Consider the following 20953-nt stretch of genomic DNA (forward strand, 5'->3'; position numbering starts at 1 on the left):
CCCGGGTTAAAGCAATAAAAAACAAAATTACCGGGTAATTAATCTTATAAAAAACAAATGCCCGCCTGCCGACGGGCACTCGTACTACACCTGCATGGTTTTCCATTTGCCTCTTCTGAATACAAAGATGGCAATTACTGCCAGGACGGATTCGCTGATGGCAATTGACCAGAAAACCCCCGATGGCCCCCATTTGAAAGTAATTGCAAAAAGATAAGCCAGAGGTATTTCAAGCGCCCAGAAGCAAATCAGGTTCATGATAGTGGGCGTTTTGGTATCGCCGGCTCCGTTTAATGACTGCCCGATAACCATTCCAAAACCAAAGAACACATACCCCAGACAAATAATCTGCAAACATAAAACGCCTACTTCTATTACCTTCGGGTTATCATTGAAGATTCCGATAAACTCTCGTGCAAAAACCGAGAAAATGATGCCTACCAGAAGCAGAAAACCCATATTATAAAGCGCAGTTCGCCAGACAGATTTCTCTGCCCTATCGGGTTTCCCTGCTCCCAGATTCTGCCCTACCAGGGTAGAAGCCGCGTTAGACATACCCCAGGAAGGTAAAATGGTAAATACAATAATACGTATGGCTATGGTATAACCTGCCACAACATCGCTTCCAAAACTTGAAAGAATACGGGTCAGGAAAATCCAGCTGGCCGATTGTATCAGAAATTGGCCTGTACCGCCGGCGGCGATATTAATCAGACTTCGGATAATTTCAGTATTAGGTTTAAACTGATCTCTGTCAATCTGCATATTACCATTGCCTTTAAAAATGGCATATAGCTGATAAATTACCCCAATGGTACGGCCGATACTGGTAGCTATGGCTGCCCCCTCTACGCCAAAGCCAAGAACGGGAATCAGCAGAGTATCCATGCCAATATTAATAAAATTGGCCAGAATGATTGATCTCATGGCCGTTGAGGCATCGCCTGCGCCGCGTAGTGCGCCACTTAAGGTATACAAAAGTATGATAGACGGGCTACTGGCAAAAATTATCCGGGTAAAGCCTGCCCCCTTTTCAATCAGATGGGCGTCACCTCCCATTAAACGTAAGATGTCTTCTGCAAAAGTAAAGCCCAAAATACCCACTGCTACACCAAATATCAACGAAATAATAATTACCTGCGCCATAGCCACACCGGCCCCTTTTTTGTTGCCTTCGCCCACACGGCGCGCCACAATGGCCGTAGCCGCTGTGCTTAAACCAATGGCTACCGAATAAATCAGTGTAAGCACAGACTCGGTAAGCCCTACCGTTGCCACCCCTTCAACACCCACGTAACGGGCCACAAAAAAGGCATCAACAATAGCAAAGAGCGACTCGCCCACCATTTCCAGTATCATGGGTACCGATAACAGAAAGATTGCCCTGTTAATGTTTAGCTCTGTATAATTTTGTTCTTCGCCACGTATGGCTTGTATCAGTAATTTGAAAAATTTCCGCATGAAAAAAAATTTTATTGCCGTTTCACTACCATATACCCCCATTGAGAGATATAAAATAGAAAAAAGTAAAAGAAAAAAATGAGTATAGTATTACCGTAAGTTATGAAGATAACTTTAGCAAAAAACCAGAAGAAAATTGGATGTTCGCATATAGCGAACCTGAGCGGTCACCGACATGGACTTTAAAATTTGATGGCGCAAAGATATATTTTTACGTTCACCACGCAAAATGTTTCAGAAAATAAAATACAACGCAATTTCAGGCCTTAACTTCTTTAATAATCTGTAGTGCATTGGCAACAATGCTGGTAACCTGGGCAAAATCTTTGGTTGCCAGCACTTCTTTTGGCACCAGTTGAGAACCGATACCAACGGCTGTTGCACCCGCGCCAAACCAGGTTTTCAGGCTTTCGGCGGTTGGTGAAACGCCTCCGGTAACCATTACCTGTACATCAGGCATCGGGGCTTTAAGAGCTTTTACAAATGCAGGCCCCAAAACCTCGCCGGGGAATATCTTGATAAATGCGGCTCCGGCCTGGCGGGCGTTGTAAATTTCGGTAACGGTCATTACGCCCGGCATCCAGGGTATCCCCGCTTCTACACAAACGGCCCCAACTTCGGGGTTCATAATAGGTGCCACAATAAAATTGGTGCCTATTTCAATATATTTTTTTGCCGTAGCCGCATCATAGATAGTACCAATCCCCAGAATCATCTCGGGCATTTCGGTCTCTGCAATGCTGACAAGCTCTTTAAAATTATTAAATGAATTTTCGGTACGGTTCGTAAACTCAAACACACGTACGCCTCCCTGATAGCATGCCCTTAATACACCAAGACAAATGTCGAGGTCGTTATGCGTAAACAATGGAACAAGGCCTGTGGCGCTAACCTGCGCTAAAGTTGTGTTTTTATCGAATCGTGCCATACCTGTAACTCAAATTACTGATGTAAATTTTATTATCTTTTCAATCGACCAGATTTGTCGCCACTCATAACGGCTTCAACTTCCGGCACTGTTACCAGATTCTGGTCTCCCTCAATGGTATGTTTCAGGGCTCCTGCGGCTACTCCGAATTGCAGCGATTTCAGGTCGTCTTGTAATACCAGTTGACCGTATATAAATCCACCTAAAAAGGCATCACCGGTTCCTATTCTGTCTACAATGTGGGTAATATCCTGATAATCGGTTTCTATCAACTCTTCACCATTCCACATTTTTGCATTGTATTGGTTGTGTGATGCACTCACCTGCACGCGGTCCGTATCTATCACCTTTTTCACATTCGGATAATTCTCCATCAGTAGTTTACAAGCCTCTACAAACTTGCCCTTCTCGGCCGTTACTTTCAACGAGAAAATCTCTTCTATATTCTTACGGCTGGCCAGTATAATATCAGAGTACGAGGCCAGTTCAGGCAGAATATCCTGCGGCGTTTTGCCATACTTCCATAAGTTGCTGCGGTAATAAATATCAGACGAAACCGTGATACCCAGCTTTTTGGCGGTTTTAACGGCCTCCAGGCAAGCAATAGCTGCTCCTTCTGACAAAGCAGGAGTAATACCACACCAGTGAAACCAATCGGCGCCTTGCAGAATCTCTTCCCAGTTAAACCAGCTCGGGTCAAGATTGGCAAAGGCAGAGTCCATGCGGTCGTAAACAATCTGGCTGGCGCGCATTACGGCACCTGTTTCCAGAAAGAATACGCCTACACGATCTCCTTCCAGTTTAACATGAGTGGTATCAATGCCTAAAAAACGCAGATACGCCTTCGCTTTTTGCCCCATCAGGTTGTTAGGAAAACAGGTAACGTGGGTGGCATCAAAACCGAACTTTACCAACGAGGCCCCCACATTCATTTCAGTGCCGCCAAAGGTAGCATTGAATGATTGAGCCTGCTCAATTTTCTGGAAATTGGGAGTTGATAACCGTAGGAGTATCTCACCGAATGTAACTATTTTAGGCATCTGTATTTGTGCTGAATCTTTTTAAAATCTTTAATTATCTGCAATACCCAACAAAGGTAAGCAATATTAGTTACTGAACGAAGAACGAATAATTCCTAATTCAAGGCCTCTTAACTCAGCCAGGCCACGCAAACGGCCAATGGCAGTATAGCCGGGATTGGTACGTTTAGCTGCGTTCAGGTCGTCAAGCATTTTATGGCCGTGGTCAGGTCTGAATGGCAGCCTTATGTCTTGTCTGCCCTCGTTTATTCTTCTTTTTTGCTCGGTAAGCAGGGCTTTCATTACGCCATACATATCAACATCACCAGCCAGGTGGTCTGCTTCATAAAAGTTTCCTTCGGCATCCCGTTTGGTTGCTCGCAGATGGATAAAGTTTACTCTGTTACCCAATCTTTCTACCATACCCACCAGGTCGTTATCGGCTCTTACGCCATAGCTGCCTGTACAAAAACACAAGCCATTGTATTTGCTCTCGGCTGCTGCCAGCAGTTGTTTAGCGTCAGCTTCAGTACTCACCACACGTGGTAAACCTAAAATCGGATACGGAGGGTCGTCCGGGTGAATAGATAATAAGACACCGTTTTCTTCGGCCACCGGAGTAATGGCCTGGATGAAGCTATACAGATTCTTGCGGAGTTCTGCCTCGCCCACATACTTGTAGGTATCAAGTGTATCGCGGAAAGCATCAATCGTGAAGCTTTCTTCACTGCCCGGCAGCCCGGCAATGATATTTCTGGTAAGACGATGAATATCTGCATCGCCGGCTTTATCAAACCATTCTTTGGCTTTTTGCAGCTGACTCTCTGAATAAGACCGTTCGGCATTGGGCCTTTTAAGGATATACACCTCAAAAGCGCAGAACTCGGTCATGTCGAATCTCAGGGCTGTTGAGCCGTCGGGCATCGGGAAGTCGAGGTCGGTGCGGGTCCAATCCAGTATCGGCATGAAATTGTAGCAAACCGTATCAATACCGCAAGCGGCCAGATTAGCAAGGCTCTCTTTGTAGTTTTCGATATACTGCTTGTAATTGCCGGAAGCCTTCTTGATATCTTCATGCACAGGTACACTTTCTACCACCGACCACTTAAGCCCATGTTTTTCTATTTCTGTTTTTCGGATTTCAATTTCAGATTTTGTCCAGACTTGTCCGTTAGGAATATGATGCAGAGCAGATACGATTCCCGTTGCTCCTGCCTGTTTCACATCTGACAAACTCACGGGGTCATTTGGGCCGAACCAACGCCAGGTTTGCTCAAGAGCCATAAGATTAAAGGTTGAAATGGTAAGCTACAAAATTATGTTTTAGGGGCGGAGTCTTCAAATAATATTTTGATAAAAATAAGTACTTTTTTGACGGCAATAAAAACTGACGTGATTGAACACCCGGCCATTTTTAAACAAAATAAATATGAAATATAATTTTATAAAGAAAATTAAAATTTTTAAACTTTTTTTTGGCGAGGATTTGGATAATTAAAAACAAACCTGCACCTTTGCAGTCCCAAATCACAACGGGGATATGGGAGTTTAGCTCAGCTGGTTCAGAGCATCTGCCTTACAAGCAGAGGGTCACAGGTTCGAATCCTGTAACTCCCACACTGATAATCAAGCACTTACGAGAAAATCTTGTAAGTGCTTTTTTTTATTTGCATAAGATTTGCACAAGCAGGAATTTTGGGCTCAAGCTAAAAAGTTGGGGACTAAGCATAAATCCTGGGGAGTCTAAAGAGGAAGAAAGTAATATTTCTTACACCTCTAAACCGGTTTCTTAATGCTTTGACTTTTGCGTTGAATGATTCTTCTGATGCATTGGTACTTCTGTTCTCAAATAAGTTCAGGATTTTCTCATAATGGTTCTGAATCGTTCTGGCAATTGTATTGAATGAATCGAAACTTGCCTTTTCAACCTGATTGTACCAAAGAGCCAACTCTTTGAATGCTACAATCCTTTCTTTTAGATGACTAAATAGGCTAATCAACTTATTTCTAATTCATTAACTAAAACTGTTGACAAATTAATTTTATATCCTGCCCAGAACACTCAGGTGACACGGTTATTTGTTAAAAGCTTTGCTCTAATCAAACTGCTGCAAAAACTCTATTTTAGACTACCAAATGCTCTATAAAGATGTTTAGACACATCTAATAGGTACCGTTAAATAATAAAACACCGAAAAATAAGAAGAAAGTCTTGACGTGTAATATTAAATTTATACCTTAGCAATAGTAAATTATTCATAAAATCTTTAATAGCCAGAAGAGTCTGATTCATTTACTTATTAAATGCTGGTGCTAAAATCTCCCTGGTGTTTTTTTACCGCTGCATACCAATGCCGTGACGGTATGCTATCTATTTGCAAACTGTATCTATAACAATTAAACGCAAGTCCTGAATGTAAACGATTCAGTATTAAAAATTTAATTTGCTCTTTTGCTATAGGCAGAAGAATCAGTGATTTAATCTTAACTCCACTAAAAAATCATTTAATGGCGATGACAAAATTTTAAATGAAGTCATTGTTCCGGGAATACTATGTTTTTTCTAAAATATAATTATTTAAATATTAAATTATATTTTTCAAACAAACACATAAAAATGACGACCAGTAGCAATGCTTGGATCAATTTAGAGTTGAGTATTCGGTCATGAAAATAAGGCCTACAAAAGCCAATCATTGATAAAATTAAACGCTAATGTATTTAAAAGCACTTTTTATTTATTCAATCTATTTATTAATGAGTTCCGGATTTGTTTTTTCACAGACAAAGAAGATTTCCATTTCTGGAAATGTAATAAACGAGCATGGAAAAAGCCGCCCAGGTATTGAAATTTTTGTTTATAAAATGCCTGACACCTTATCAATATTAAGAGGACAATACACAGATTCAACCGGTAAATTCAACATTTATTTATCTGAATACGGCGATTACATGCTTGGATTCAGACAATTTAGCGATACAAACCAAACTTTTACAGGGTTAATAGCCCTATCGGAAACGAAAAATAGCTTTGAACTGCGGGATTTCATTATATCAGAAACCGCAACCATGCTTGGTGAAATTTCGATAAAAGCAAAAAAACCATTGATTCAACATGAACTGGACAAAGTAATTATCAACGTAGACGGTAATTATCTGGCCAAAGGCAAAAGCCTGGACAACATTTTAAAGCTTGCCCCTGGCATTGTGATAGACTCTAAGGGGTCTGTGAGTGTCAACGGGAACGCCAATGTTACATTCCTGATTAATGGGAGAACCATGAAGTTAAGTGGCGAAGCCCTTAATGCTTTTTTGAAAACACATTTATCAGAAAATATATCATCGCTGGAGATTATGACAAACCCTTCTGCAAAGTACGATGCTGAAGGTACCGCGGCCATTATTCATATAGTACCTAAAAGAAATAATCAGCAGGGTACCAAAATTACCAATTTTGTTTCTTATGGTTATTCAGGTGTGCATACAGGTGTGTATAGTCCTCAGATTTCTCATAAGAGAAAGAACACCATTATAGAAGCCAATATTACCCTTATAAATGACCCCAAATTAGATGTGTATGAAATAGAAAGAAAATTCAAGGCGAATAATAACCGGATATTTCAGAATACCGAAGAGCTAAGAACTGACAGGCTGGTATCATATCAGTTGGATTATTTCAATGCCCTTGGTAAAAATCAGGAAATAGGAGCGGTGTGGTCTGGTTTCAAAAATTTTAATAAAAGTAATACCGACATAAACAATACATTAATCAGCTATGCCAGTGGAGACTCATTCGGAAAAAACAAAAGGAATATTCAGACTAATGAGGATAATCTGGGGGCTTTTTATCTGAAAAAGCTCGACAGTCTGGGCAGCAATGTGGATATAAAAGCCAACTACTGGTTTTCAGCAGATAAAGGGAATTTCAATAACTATTCGGTAACAAAAACCACGAAGGATACCCTGGATGATCTTATTTATAAAACTAGTAATAATTCAAAGATATTTACATTGCAGATGGACATTGTTAAAAACAAAAGCAATGGCAGTTACCTTGAGTACGGTGGTAAACTCAGCAACGTAAACACAATTTATGATTTGAATTATCAGAAATTAGTAAGTAATCTGGGTGATGATATTTTTGGCGGTAAATTTGACTATCATGAAGAAGTATATGCAGCCTATTTTAATAAACACCTCCCCAAATACAAAAGATGGGAACTAATGGGAGGACTCAGGTTTGAAAGCAGCAGGTCAAATGCCTTCTATAAAACATCATACATATTAAAGTACAACAGTTTTTTTCCAAGCTTATTTGTTAAATATGCTTTAGATTCTGCTGAAAACAATGTCCTTAATTTTTCGTATTCAAGACGAATATCCAGACCAAAATATCATCAGTTAAGCCCTGTTCCAAACTATCTCAATGCTTATGCATATTCGGTAGGCAATCCGTTTTTGAAGCCTGAATTTGTAAACAGAGTAGAAAGCAAGTATGTCTATAAAAACAATTACTCGCTGACACTGGCTTTCGAAAAATACAACAATGTTTTTACATCAATAGCCTATCAGAATCTTGATAACTCGTCATTTGTTTCAACTACCGAAAACCTGTCGCAACGTTCAAATCTTGAATTGACCCTCAGTATTCCTGTCAATTATAAGATTTTATCAGTGAATACTTACGCTGGTTTAAGCTATAATCAATTTAAAGGACCAACAGCTAAAGGTAGCCTCTTACAACAATCAGCCTTATCAATACTGATTAACATTTCAGGTGCTTTATCCTTACCAAAAGGATATAATCTGGAGTTTAACGGCATGTATATAAGCCCCAATACAACAGGCCAAACCATGATTCTGCGACGTAACGATTTATCAGTGGGTATCGGTAAAACATTTAAAGAACGAACTTATCTTAAGTTATACATTGAAGACCCTTTTTACTTTAACTGGGAGCGGCTCAGAATAAATACCGAAGAGCAGGAAACATTTAGCTTGAACCGCTGGAACTCCCGTAAAGTAACATTGACATTGGTTCATTCAATAAGCAGAGGTATGGATTACAACAAAAAACGCGCTCCTAAAAGCAACAGTGAAGAAACTTACCGAACAACCAGATAAACAACTTTTTTGACCGCAACTGCTATACATAGAAAAGGCTATTTAATGATGATTCTTTATTAGGTGCACATATAAAGTTTACGGGTATGCTGAAAACCGTTTATAGAGTAAGCACAATATTCAACATTTATTAAAAATGAAAAAATTATTAGAAAAATTGACTTCAATTGACAATTATCAATTAGTTGACCTTAACAAGGCAAGAGGTGTATTTGGCGGATACTCGGTATCATACGATACCTCTACCTCAAATGATACCTCAAATGACCATGACTCATCTAACAATACTGATAAGTCTAGCCATCATGATTGATAATTAAATGAAGGGTGGAGTTACTCCCCCCTTCATCTTTAGGCACTTTGCTTTGTTAACTCACTTGGGGAAATGAGGCTATTGAAGTTTCTTTTTGCTATTCAAAGCTACAAACCAAGGTAGGCAAACCAATGAACTTAAGACTCAGCCTATTCCAATTAAATACAACAATACCATGACAAAACTTAACAATAAATTGGCACTTACTGAGAACTACAGATTGGTAGATATTAATAAAACAAAAGGAATATTCGCCGGATATTCTGTTACAAAGGACTCATCAAAAGCACATGATTGTTCAAATGATACGGATGTATCTAAAAGTTTTGATTCCTCCATATGTGAAGACAAATCAAATACTACCGACACACGTTAGCGCAATTATACTTTGTTAGTATTCTGTAAGTTGTATTTATCTGTCACCTGGAGAAAATTCAGCCAATTCTCACTGGTGATTTAACCTTGTTTTAGTTTGCTTCTTTGGTTATCCCGATGTGCTCCTTATGAAACTTTGATGAATAATTTATAAATTTTAAAAGCATCCCTGACTTACATTTATATGATTCTGGTTTTATCTTATTCTTCTTACGAACAAGGTACTGAAAAAGTAATTGACTGGCTGCTACACAAAAAGGCAGACTTCATTAAAGTGACAATAGAGGACTTATACTCGGTAGATAATCAGCATAGGTTTCATGTGAATATAGCCGCAAGGAAAATTTTTCACAACGGCAAGGATATTACATCAGAAATAAGGGTAATATTCTATCGAAGGATATTTAATTACTTTGAACTTTCAGATGATGAACCGTTCAGTGCACAACTCAAAAATGAGATAACAGATGAGGCAATTAATCTAATCTATTATTTATTTTATTTACTGAAAGACAGAATTTGGCTTCCGGCATCTCATCTTGCCAATGTAAATAAGCTCATTATTACAGACAAAGCGCAAAAAGCAGGTCTGAGAGTGCCTAATAGTAGTATTATCAATAATAAGAGAGACCTCACTGATTTTTTCAATCGTTCAAAACATGGGCTAATAACTAAGCCTATCAATAAATCAAGCTACTTTATAGATAATGACAAAACCTACTTTGTACATGTAAAAGAAATTACAGCTCTGGATATTGAGGACTTACCTGATTATTTCTTTCCTTCATTATTTCAGGAAAAAATCCTACGAGACATTGAGATACGGGTGTTCTATCTGGATGGAGAATTTTATTCATTGGCTATGATTTATAGTAATGAAACACAAGAGGTAGATATTAAAAGAGGTTTTGATAGCGATTCCCAACATTGGACAATTTTTTGTTTGCCTGATTTTATAAAAGAAAAGGTAACGAAATTCATGAATCTCGTAGGTCTCAACACCGGCTCTATGGATATTATTCTTGATAAATACGGAAACTATTATTTTATAGAAGTAAATCCTGTAGGACAATATTCCCATCCATCGGCAAGCGGAAACTTTTACCTGGAAGAAAAAATTGCAGATTGGTTAATTAAACATGACATTAAAGATGCAACAGACAAAAGAGCCTCCATTCAGTAAAAAAACACTATTAAAAATACCAGTTTTTTATAGGTGCATGACCGTTTATAAAACGGAAGAAGTAGGAGAGTTGAAGGTTACAGCGAGATTTGGCACCAGCAAAAGGCACTTTAGCAAGAATTATCTCAATTATAGTGTACACAAACCGGCTTCTGATTTGAATCTTTTTGACCTTTGAGAAACTGAATATCTGAATTCAGATACGCAATAAAATTATTTAAACTATCTTTTAAACCGATTCAGATGAAAAAGAAATATATCAGACTTTTTTCGCACTGCTTTGTGGTGGACGGGGCTGAAAATAGTGCAGTTTATGATTTCCATAAAGGGGTAGTTTTGAGAATTCCTAAAAGCTTTTCAGAGGTTATTCATCAATTACATGTGTATCCTGTAAAAAAAGTCTATCAGTTGTATATAGGGCAGGAAAGCACACTTGACGAATACATAAATTATTTAACAACTCACGATTTGGTTTTTTTCACCAATACGCCACAATTGTTTCCAAGAACAGAAATTGCTTATAAAAATTTTAGCAGTGTTGCATCAGCAGTATTAGAGTATACAGGTGAGTATTCAATGGCAAATCTTGTAACTGAACTGGATATACTAAACTGCAAAGTGGTAGAACTGAGGTACTTAAACCCGCTTGTTAGTATAAATGAGCTGGAGGAAGTATTAAATCCTTTTGTCGATTCAACCACCAGGTGCATTGAATTAATCTTTAGTACTTTTAATGGCCTCACAAAAGAATCCATTTATGAATTTGTAGATAAAAATAAAAAGATTGGCTTCATAGTAATTGCCGGCTATCATGAAACCGAAATTATGTTTGCTGACAGCTGTAAAATAGTATTTACTGAAAAACCCATTAATAAAGTTACCACTAACCATTATACCTCGCCAAAGGTGGTCATCAACATGGATTATTTCATGGAAAGCCATTTCTACAATCCTTATTATAATGCAAAGGTTTGTATAGACAAGGCCGGGAATATCAAGAATTGCTTATCGCTTAAAAAATCGTTTGGGAATGTAAATCGCGCATTGCTTTCCAAGGCGATTAATAAAGATAATTTTAAAAAATTATGGCGGATTAAGCCGGATAAAATTGAGTCGCTGAAAGATTCAGAATTCAGATATGCCCTCTACATTCCGAACCAGCTTAAGGCTGTAAAAGGTGGATCAGATTTGTATAAGTACACCGACCTTTCAAAAGCAGACTTTAACAACCTATGCGAAAAATTCTGAATTACCTGAAATTCGCTTCTAAAAATAAATTAAGGTTTACACGACAACTCGAAAGCCTGGATTGTGGCCCTACTTGTCTTAAAATGATAGCAGGTTACCATGGCCGGGATATAAGCCTTGATTACCTGCGACGCGTGTGTAAGACAGCTAAGCTGGGAACTTCTCTGAAAGGGATGAGTGAAGGGGCAAGAATGATAAATATGGAATCAATGTCACTCGAATTATCATTACCCGACTTGAAAAAACTTGCCTCCTACCCTTGTGTGCTTTTCTGGAGAAAATCACATTTTGTAATTCTTCAGGGCATCATACCCAAACAATCATTTTTCTTTAAGCTGTTTTCTACTGAAGAGAAGTTTATCATTGCCGACCCTTCTTTTGGTATTATTAAATTAGGGTTGCCAGATTTTACCAATAATTGGTGTAAGGAAGCAAATGGCAATGGTATAGCCCTTTTTTTTGAACCGAACGAAAACTTTGCAGACGATAAAGAGCCGGAAATACCTGCAAATAATCCACAGAGTTATACTAATAAAGTATGGGAATTAGTAAGCCAATACAAATTCGGTTTATTAAAAGTATTTATCGGTATGATTCTGAGCGGAGCGCTGATTTTAACTTTCCCTTTGCTCACACAAAAACTCATTGATGTAGGGATACACTACAAAAGCCCGGCATATATTGAGCTTATATTGCTTACCCAACTTTTCATTTTCATTGGAGCATCAGTGATTGACTCCATTAAATCGTGGATACTCTTATTTATAGGCACCAAAATAGAAATAAACTTAACCTCCCGGTTTTTATCCAAAATAATGAAACTGCCCATGTTTTATTTCGATTCAAAATTGGCAGGAGATTTAATGCAACGAATAAGTGATAACAACAGAATAGAATTATTTATTAAAACCTATTTACTAGAGTTTATTATATCGTCCATCAATCTTTTAGTGCTGATGGGCATACTGATTTTTTACGACCTGAAAGTTTTCTACGTATATCTGTTTGGCACAGTATTATCGGTAGGTTGGATTGCCGTTTTTATGAGAAAAAGAGAATTACTAGACTACCGCCGATTTGACATTGCAAGTGAAGGCACCGACAACTTAATTGAAACCATTGTTTCAATGCCAGAGATAAAGCTCAATAATGCCCAAAACGAAAAAAAAAAATCATGGGAAAAAATCCAAATCAGAATGTTCGATATAAATATCAGAATATTATCCGTACAGCAGTATCAGAATATCGGCAATAATGTAATTGTGCAAATAAAAAATGTACTGGTTACTTTTTTGATTGCCAATTATGTGGTTGAAGGCACCATGACTCTTGGTGTAATGCTGGGTGTATCTGTTATTCTAGGGCAATTAACCGGGCCATTTAACCAAATTGTGAGCTTTTTCCAGTTTTATCAGGATTCCAGAATCAGCTTCAGCCGTTTAGGCGAGATTCATAAACGTGAAGAAGAAGATGCCAATAAAGATGTACTCAGAAAAGAAGTAGCACCGGCCGATATAGTCATTAAAAATCTGAAGTTTAGTTACACTGAGTCCTATGACGATTTAATATTTGACAACCTCAATCTGTCAATACCTAAAGGCCAAACAACAGCTATTGTAGGCACCAGTGGAAGCGGCAAGACCACCTTATTAAAGTTATTGATGAAATTTTACCAGCCTTTGGAAGGTGAAATTCTCATTGGTGGTTTCCCCCTTAGCCGTATTGATTCAGACTATTGGAGAAGCAAATGCGGTGCAGTACTCCAGGAAGGGTACATATTCTCTGAAACAGTAGCTAATAATATCACCATGCGAAATGCTGATGCATATAATTCAGACCAGCTTGCCAAAATAAAATACACTACAGATTTAACCAATATTACAGACTTTGTGGAATCGTTGCCCATGGGTTTCAAAACTAAAATAGGCGGTAACGGAATCGGAATAAGCACCGGGCAAAAGCAAAGGATTCTGATTGCCCGTGCATTATATAAAAACCCCGAAATACTTTTTCTTGATGAAGCTACAAGTTCTCTTGATGCCAAAAACGAAAAAGTAATCATAGAAAATCTGAACTCATTTTTTACAAATAAAACAGTAGTGGTAGTGGCCCACAGACTTAGTACAGTAAAAAATGCACATAACATAGTGGTGCTTGAAACAGGTAAAATTATTGAACAGGGCACCCACGAAGAACTGATTAAACAAAAAGGCACTTATTATCAACTAATTAAAAACCAACTGGAGTTGGGCGACTAATAGTATGAGCAAAGATTATGAAAGTATTGACTCCATTTCAAGTTTTACAGAAAAACATGGTCTCTGGTTCTTTTTGCTGGTGCCGTGTGTGCTGTTACTCATTTTATCAGTTGTAACTATGCCCGATGGTAGCTTTTATAGCCATATAACCATAGAAAGAGATAGCACCACTACTACTTATACAAATGCTTCTAATGTAATTTATCTAAAAAACGGAGACTATATTCAGGTTAGAGGTACAAAAGACAAACATCTGTCTGAACTAACAGCTTTAAGGATTGCTGAAATTAAAGAAGTAGGCAATGATAGAATCCAAATTCGTTTCGCAACAAGGCCCCGATTGAAAAGCGCTGAAACCGAATTGTATTTTAAGGTCAGGAAGCAGTCAATGCTGCGGGTTTTATATAATTCACTAAAGATAGATGCATGGCCGCATAAATAACATGGATGATGATTGCAGAATACTGATGGTAGCGACTAAAAATTTTGCTGGTCTAAAAATCTGATTCACTATCACGCAATAAATGCTGCAATTGATGGCTTTTGCTTAAACCGACTAAAAATCAAGATAACTTATAGTATGAATGAAAAAAAATGCCTGTTCATAATTCTTCCGGTTACAAGTCATTTTAATAGTGTTTTTGCTTATGCTGAAGCACTAAAAAAAGAAGGGAGTAATATTTTTATGGCATCACCTGCTTCCTACTACGATTACATGAAGAAGGCAGGTTTTATGCCAGTGCCTATAATTTATTTCAACCATTACTTTGTAACCAGCTGGAAAGTTTTCATATCCTTGTTTATAGCAAGCCGGTTTTCGAAAAAATTCAATATAAATAGGCTAAGAAACTTATTAAATGCCGAAATGTCTGCAATAAAATTAATCACTGATCTCGAACCCGATGTGATTTATATTGACCCGCATTTGTCTTATTATTACTTATTTATTTTAAAGATAATCAAACCTTGGCAAAGGATAGTGATAATCAACACAAAACTCGCAACCTCCAGAAAACCAAATATCCCGCCGTTATATCTTGGCCATCAGCTCATCAACAAGAAGGCCATTTATACGCCATTAGCGTGGTCGATACATGCTATAAAGATATATTTTAAAAAAATCACAAGCTATTTCTTATATAATGGCCGGGATGATGATTCCCTGTTAAAGCATCTATCAAAAAAAAGGAATATTGATTTTGATAGTATTTTCCTAAGTAGGTATAAAACCTCATTTTATCTGGAGTTAAACCCTGCGCATTTAAATACTGAAACAATTATTCTGGCACCTCGTGCATTAGAATATCCTTGGTATTTACCCCAAAAAAATGAGAATTTTATTAACATGGCACCTTACCGGTTTATAAATAAGGAAAATAAAATTCTGGAGACATTTTTAGAAAATATTATAACCAGGAAGTCTATTAATTCAGATACCCGCCTTATATATTGCTCGCTCGGTACATTAAGTGCTGAGTACAGCCAAAAAATTATTCCTTTTTTTACCAGGTTGACAACACTGATAAATGAGCATCCCGATTATTATTTGATTTTGGCAACCGGAGACATTGATTTTAAAATTTCGTACACACAACATAACAGGTTGTATATCGATAAAAGGCTTCCTCAATTAAAAATCCTGAAATCGTGCGACCTGTATATAACCCATGGGGGCTTAAACAGCATTCGTGAGAGTATTTATTGCAAGGTCCCCATGATTATTTACCCCTTCAATAAAACCTCTGATTTATGTGGAAATGCGGCTCGTGTACATTTTAATGCTTTAGGCCTTAAAGGCAATATAAGTGAAACTTCAGCAAGTATAACCGCTAAAATAAAGTATATTTTTAGTCCGGCATTTCAGATTCCTTATCAGGAAAAAATAGCACGATTTGAGTTCACTGAAAAGATTCAGACTTAGCGCTGATTTGATTTTCGCATTTTTATATGAAAGTTTTCTCATTAATTACTCATTTACCTGTGACCAAAACAAAATCATGAATTTACTAAACAAGCATTTCAGGAAAGTACTTCTTCTTAATCTGGATACCAGAAAAGACCGCCTGGAAAAATCCGAGAAAATTCTAAGAGAAAATCAATTGGAATTTGAAAGGTTTGCAGCCATTAATGGGCATGAAAGACCAGATATACAAATGGTTACAGCAGCAGAGATACATGAGCTTCCGGCACATTGGAACAGGGGCGCCTTAGGCGTATGCCTCTCGCTTCTGGAAATTTTCAGACTGGCCTTGAAAGAAAACTGGGAGAATGTGCTGATTATAGAAGATGACATAGAGTTTTTGCCTGAATTAAACGAGCTTCTACCAGCTTTGCTGCATAACATACCCGCACGGTGGGAGTCATTATTCTTTGGCTTAAATACCATGGAGCAGGAGAAATTTAATGGATACTGGGAAAAAATAAACTATGGTTTTGCCCTGCATTGCCACGCGGTTCATCGCTCGGTGTATCAGTTATTAATAGATGAATTAAGCAAGCTAAGAGGCCCGGCCGATGTGGTTTACGCAAATGTACTTTTCCCTCGTGGGCTTTCCTTTGTAAGTAAGCCTAAATTAGCTTTCCAGAGAGCAGATATGTCTTCCGTTACCAACCGTTTTGAAGACTACACCTTCCTACGCAATCAATATTAGTGGTAGTTCTCAAAACCGGGCAAATGTTAAACCCAAAACCTGAGCCAGAATGCCGCAAAAATTGATTGTATGTATAAAACCAGCATAAATCATTTGCTTTTTTAAGTTTAAAAAATCTGTTAACATGAAAAAACTTACTTTAATTTCAGCAATCGTTATGATAAACCAGGTTTCTGTAGCACAAAGTATCAATAAAGAAATACTATTGAATAAACCACGCGCCGAATTTATCAGGCAGCTGGAGACTGATGACAAAATAACTGCTCAAATGGCCCTCAATCAGATTCATCAATTCAATAAATACGAAAAAATAAACGAAACCGGCAAAGAATACATCCTTACCATTGAAGACAAGGTGTTTGGCAAGGTACCTTTCAGGCTGTTTATACCCAAAGGGTATAATCCGGCAGTAAAAAACCCTATGGCGCTTTTGCTGCATGGCGCCGTTGGCGAAAGCAATTTTCAACGTGCTTACGATACCCGAACGAAGATTCATGATATTTTTTTTGATGCCCTGGCCAAACAAAACTATATCATAATCAGGCCTTTTGCCGACCCCTCTAAAAAGTTTGACTGGGCCATTAACCGTTTCGAAGATTTTGGCGAATCTGGCAGCGCCTCAAAAAATAACGAAACCTACCGAACACTGGTTGAGATGGTCAATTATTGTAAGTCTTTTCTGAATGTACACGACCAGAAAGTTTTCTCATACGGGCATTCTGATGGCGCCGATGGCACTTTTTTATTACAGTTGGGGTACCCTACCCCATTTGCAGGCTTTGTATGCTATAACTCTATGCTTACCAATATATTTGCCAAAAATGTTTACTTAAACAATGCGGTAAACCGCCCTTTATTTCTTGTGCATTCAGACCGCGACGACCTGAGACCCATTGAGCAGATAAGGGTAATCCGTAAAACACTAACCGAATCAGGCAGCCCGGTAAGCTATAAAGAGTATCTGGGTTATCAGCACTATGATAAACATCTGGACAAAGACATACCCAATAGCATCAGTTTCCTGAATACTACTGCAAGAAATGCTTTTAAAAAAACAATCCGTTGGGAAACAGGCAATTACATGAACACTACCTGCGACTGGATAGCCATCAGAAAGTTTGATACAAAAAAACCCGGAGCTCCGTTTCATAAGCCCATAGCCATGCAGAGTTATAACAAAAAAAGCAAAAAGTGGGACACCATACCTTATTACAACAATGAAGAAAGCAGCATGATAAAGGCCGAACTAAAGGGCAACACTTTTTATGTGGAAACATCAAGAGTAAATGAATTTGATATTTTCATTAGCCCGGCGATGGTCAATACCGACGAAAACATCAAGGTGGTTTTAAATAACAAAGTGGTTTTCGACAAAAAAATTCCCTACAACAAGGCCTTTATGGTTAAGAACTTTAAAACAAACACCGACCGTGAGCTGGTTTGGGTAAATTATATCAGTCTGAAGGTGAATTGAACTGAAATAATATTTTAATTTAGCGGGATATAACCAACTGACACCAGCCCGATGAGTAAACAGAAAGTAGCAGCCGAAGAACCCCTGGAAAAGCAATTGTGGAAAGCTGCAGACAAACTCCGTAAAAACATTGATGCCGCCGAATATAAACACGTAGTTTTAGGGCTTATATTTTTAAAGTATATTTCTGATGCTTTTGAAGAGCGGTATACCGTGCTGAAAGCCGAAGAAGCAGAGGGCGCAGACCCCGAAGACCGCGACGAATACAGTTCGAAAAACATATTTTTTGTGCCGCAGGAGTCGCGCTGGAGTAATTTACAGGCCAATGCCAAACAGCCGGAAATTGGCAAAATGGTAGATAACGCGATGGATGTGATTGAAAAAGAAAACCCGTCGCTGAAAAGCGTTTTACCCAGGGTATATGCCCGGGTTAACCTGGACCCCACCAGCCTGGGCGAACTCATTGACCTGGTGAGCAATATTGCCCTGGGTGATGCCAAAGCCCGAAGCGCCGATGTGCTGGGCCATGTTTTTGAGTATTTTCTGGGTGAATTTGCGCTGGCCGAGGGCAAAAAGGGTGGGCAGTTTTACACCCCGCGTAGTGTGGTAGAGCTGCTGGTTGAAATGTTGGAACCCTACAAAGGCCGCGTGTTCGACCCCTGCTGTGGCTCTGGCGGTATGTTTGTGCATTCTGAAAAATTTGTAACCGAGCATCAGGGGCGCATCAACGATATCTCTATTTACGGGCAGGAAAGCAACCAGACCACCTGGCGGCTGGCTAAAATGAACCTGGCTATCAGGGGTATTGACAGCTCGCAGGTAAAATGGAACAACGAAGGCTCGTTTCTGAACGACGCACACAAAGACCTGAAAGCAGATTACATCATTGCCAACCCGCCTTTTAATGTGAGCGACTGGGGCGGCGAACAGCTACGTACCGACGGCCGCTGGCAATATGGCACCCCGCCCACCGGCAATGCCAACTTTGCCTGGATGCAGCATTTTTTATACCACCTGGCGCCAAGCGGGCAGGCAGGGGTTGTGCTGGCCAAAGGCGCGCTGACCTCTAAAACATCAGGCGAGGGAGACATCCGCAAAACATTAATTGAAAAAGGCTTCATTGACTGCATCGTAAACCTGCCGGCCAAGTTGTTTCTGAACACCCAGATACCCGCCGCGCTGTGGTTTATGAGCCGCAACCGCAAAAACGGCAAGTACCGCGACCGCAGCCAAGAGATACTGTTTATTGATGCCCGCAACCTGGGGCACCTCATTAACCGCCGCACCCGTGAGCTATCTGCCAACGATATACAGAAAATAGCTGCTACCTACCACAACTGGCGTAACCCCGGCGGTAATTATGAAGACATACCCGGTTTTTGTGCGGCTGCCCCCATTAGCAAAGTGGCCGAGCTGGACTACGTGCTGACACCCGGCCGATACGTAGGCCTGCCTGATGATGAAGACGATTTTGACTTTGCCGAACGCTTTACCACCCTGAAAGCCGAACTGGAAGCCCAACTGAAAGAAGAAGCCCAACTGAACGAAATCATTGCCGCTAACCTTTTAAAAATTAAAATCAATGAGTGAGTGGAAGGAAACTGATATTGGTCTAATACCAATACATTGGGAATTAAAGAATATTGATGAAATAAAATCATCACAAAAAAAATCAATTATTTCAGGTCCATTCGGTTCAAATATTAGTGCAAAATACTTTGTAAATGAAGGTGTACCGGTAGTTAGGGGGAATAATTTATCACTCGACATTCATAAAAGATTTATAGATAATGGCTTTGTTTTTGTTAATGAAGAAAAAGCTGAGGAATTAGGCACATGGGCAGAAAAAGATGATATCATTTTTACAGCAGTCGGTACAATAGGGCAAGTGGGAATTTTACAGGGAAATGAGATATTTACAAAGTATATTATTTCAAATAAACAACTTCGCCTTAGAGTAGACAAACAAATAGTTAATCCACTTTATGCTTATTATTGGTTCGCCAGTCCATTTATGACTGATATGATTTTGCAAAGAAATACTGGTTCTAGTGTTCCTTTAATCAATCTTTCTGTATTGAAATCTCTACTAATCCCAATCCCTTCAAAAAAAGAACAAGATATTATTTTGGATATCCTCAGCAGTTTAGATGATAAAATAGACCTGCTGCACCGCCAGAATGCCACCTTAGAAAAAATGGCCGAAACGCTTTTCAGACAGTGGTTTGTTGAAGAAGCAAAGGAGGAGTGGGAGGAAAAATTATTGGGCGAATTAATCGAAATAAAAGGTGGTTTTACATACAAAAGTGATTTTATTGGCAATGGAAGTTCAAAACTTCTTGGAATGGGATGTGTATCTAATAAGGAAAGGTTCTTAACTTCTGGAAGCCGTTTGTATTCTGGAGAGTGCCCTGAAAAATATCTTGCGCAACCTGGAGATTTGATAATTGCAACAAGACAACAATCTGACAATTTGCCAATTCTTGGATTTCCAGCAATAGTGCCGGAAGATTTTTTGGGTCAAAAAGTAATTGTTGGTGCTAATCTATATCGTGTAATTAATAATTCTTCATTAAGTAATTACCTCATGTATTTAATATTAAAAAGTAAGAATTATAAAAGCCATATTACCTCATCAGCAAAAGGCTCAACTGTAAGAATGATAACCAAAGATGCAATTGAATCTTTTTTAATTGTTTTACCACCTAAAGAAATTATCCACTCTTTGGAACAGGCGATTCACCCAATTAATAGTAAATCAATTACAATTAATAAACAAATCCAAACCCTTACCGCCTTGCGTGATACCTTGTTACCCAAACTGATGAGTGGTGAAGTAAAAGTAGAATGTTAGACAAACACCCAAAACCTGTAACACCGGGCTGAAAATAAAGTACAGCGCAGGGCTGGTCTATAAAT

At 38.7% G+C, this 20953-nt stretch carries 16 protein-coding genes and 1 tRNA gene; 12 read left to right on the forward strand and 5 right to left on the reverse strand.

The features are described 5' to 3' along the window. Positions 1-84 precede the first annotated feature (84 nt). The 4 genes from C0V77_RS01770 to uxuA all read right to left on the reverse strand — a co-directional run bounded on the left by C0V77_RS01770 (position 85) and on the right by uxuA (position 4692). Positions 85-1461 carry an MATE family efflux transporter gene (locus C0V77_RS01770; RefSeq protein ID WP_101724586.1) on the reverse strand — a complete coding sequence of 459 codons (1377 nt, stop codon included), beginning with the start codon at positions 1459-1461 and terminating at the stop codon, positions 85-87. A 259-nt stretch (positions 1462-1720) separates the two neighbouring features. Next, positions 1721-2389: a bifunctional 4-hydroxy-2-oxoglutarate aldolase/2-dehydro-3-deoxy-phosphogluconate aldolase gene (locus tag C0V77_RS01775; RefSeq protein WP_101724587.1), complete on the reverse strand. Its 669-nt coding sequence runs from the start codon at positions 2387-2389 to the stop codon at positions 1721-1723. Positions 2390-2421: 32 nt separating this feature from the next. Then, positions 2422-3429, reverse strand: coding sequence for a sugar kinase (locus C0V77_RS01780; protein WP_101724588.1), 1008 nt, complete (start codon positions 3427-3429; stop codon positions 2422-2424). A gap of 66 nt (positions 3430-3495) precedes the next feature. Beyond that, positions 3496-4692, reverse strand: a complete 1197-nt coding sequence (gene uxuA, locus C0V77_RS01785; RefSeq protein ID WP_101724589.1) for a mannonate dehydratase — start codon at positions 4690-4692, stop codon at positions 3496-3498. A 258-nt stretch (positions 4693-4950) separates the two neighbouring features. Here uxuA and C0V77_RS01790 point away from each other — a divergent pair. Further along, positions 4951-5025: transfer RNA gene (locus tag C0V77_RS01790), tRNA-Val, on the forward strand. A gap of 104 nt (positions 5026-5129) precedes the next feature. On the opposite strand, the gene C0V77_RS01795 is transcribed toward C0V77_RS01790, so the two are convergent. Next, entirely contained in the window at positions 5130-5408 is a 279-nt protein-coding gene (locus C0V77_RS01795) for a transposase (RefSeq protein WP_158237861.1), read from the reverse strand. Positions 5409-6273: 865 nt separating this feature from the next. On the opposite strand from C0V77_RS01795, the gene C0V77_RS01800 reads away from it, so the two are divergent. The 11 genes from C0V77_RS01800 (at position 6274) to C0V77_RS01850 (ending at position 20888) form a co-directional block, all read left to right on the forward strand. Further along, the gene (locus C0V77_RS01800) at positions 6274-8532 is read left to right on the forward strand and encodes an outer membrane beta-barrel family protein (RefSeq protein WP_158237862.1); all 2259 of its coding nucleotides are present in this window, start codon (positions 6274-6276) and stop codon (positions 8530-8532) included. Between the two features lie 157 nt (positions 8533-8689). Beyond that, complete coding sequence (locus C0V77_RS22995) at positions 8690-8845, forward strand: hypothetical protein (protein ID WP_158237863.1); 156 nt, start codon at positions 8690-8692, stop codon at positions 8843-8845. Between the two features lie 559 nt (positions 8846-9404). Continuing rightward, positions 9405-10403, forward strand: a complete 999-nt coding sequence (locus C0V77_RS01810) for a hypothetical protein (RefSeq protein ID WP_101724593.1) — start codon at positions 9405-9407, stop codon at positions 10401-10403. Between the two features lie 243 nt (positions 10404-10646). Continuing rightward, positions 10647-11651, forward strand: coding sequence for a hypothetical protein (locus C0V77_RS01815; RefSeq protein ID WP_101724594.1), 1005 nt, complete (start codon positions 10647-10649; stop codon positions 11649-11651). Then, positions 11636-13909, forward strand: coding sequence for a peptidase domain-containing ABC transporter (locus C0V77_RS01820; protein ID WP_101724595.1), 2274 nt, complete (start codon positions 11636-11638; stop codon positions 13907-13909). The genes C0V77_RS01815 and C0V77_RS01820 overlap by 16 nt, the downstream gene beginning before the upstream one ends. Before the next feature lie 4 nt (positions 13910-13913). Beyond that, entirely contained in the window at positions 13914-14351 is a 438-nt protein-coding gene (locus tag C0V77_RS01825) for a hypothetical protein (protein WP_101724596.1), read from the forward strand. 138 nt (positions 14352-14489) lie between these two features. Next, positions 14490-15830, forward strand: coding sequence for a glycosyltransferase (locus C0V77_RS01830; RefSeq protein WP_101724597.1), 1341 nt, complete (start codon positions 14490-14492; stop codon positions 15828-15830). A gap of 76 nt (positions 15831-15906) precedes the next feature. Further along, positions 15907-16560: a glycosyltransferase family 25 protein gene (locus tag C0V77_RS01835; RefSeq protein WP_143705987.1), complete on the forward strand. Its 654-nt coding sequence runs from the start codon at positions 15907-15909 to the stop codon at positions 16558-16560. Positions 16561-16684: 124 nt separating this feature from the next. Then, entirely contained in the window at positions 16685-18034 is a 1350-nt protein-coding gene (locus C0V77_RS01840) for a hypothetical protein (RefSeq protein WP_101724599.1), read from the forward strand. A gap of 51 nt (positions 18035-18085) precedes the next feature. Beyond that, a complete protein-coding gene (locus C0V77_RS01845) occupies positions 18086-19624 on the forward strand; it encodes a class I SAM-dependent DNA methyltransferase (RefSeq protein ID WP_101724600.1) in 1539 nt (512 codons plus the stop codon). After that, entirely contained in the window at positions 19617-20888 is a 1272-nt protein-coding gene (locus C0V77_RS01850; RefSeq protein ID WP_101724601.1) for a restriction endonuclease subunit S, read from the forward strand. The genes C0V77_RS01845 and C0V77_RS01850 overlap by 8 nt, the downstream gene beginning before the upstream one ends. Positions 20889-20953 lie beyond the last annotated feature (65 nt).

The organism is Emticicia sp. TH156, from assembly GCF_002855535.1.
GTDB lineage: Bacteria > Bacteroidota > Bacteroidia > Cytophagales > Spirosomataceae > Emticicia > Emticicia fluvialis.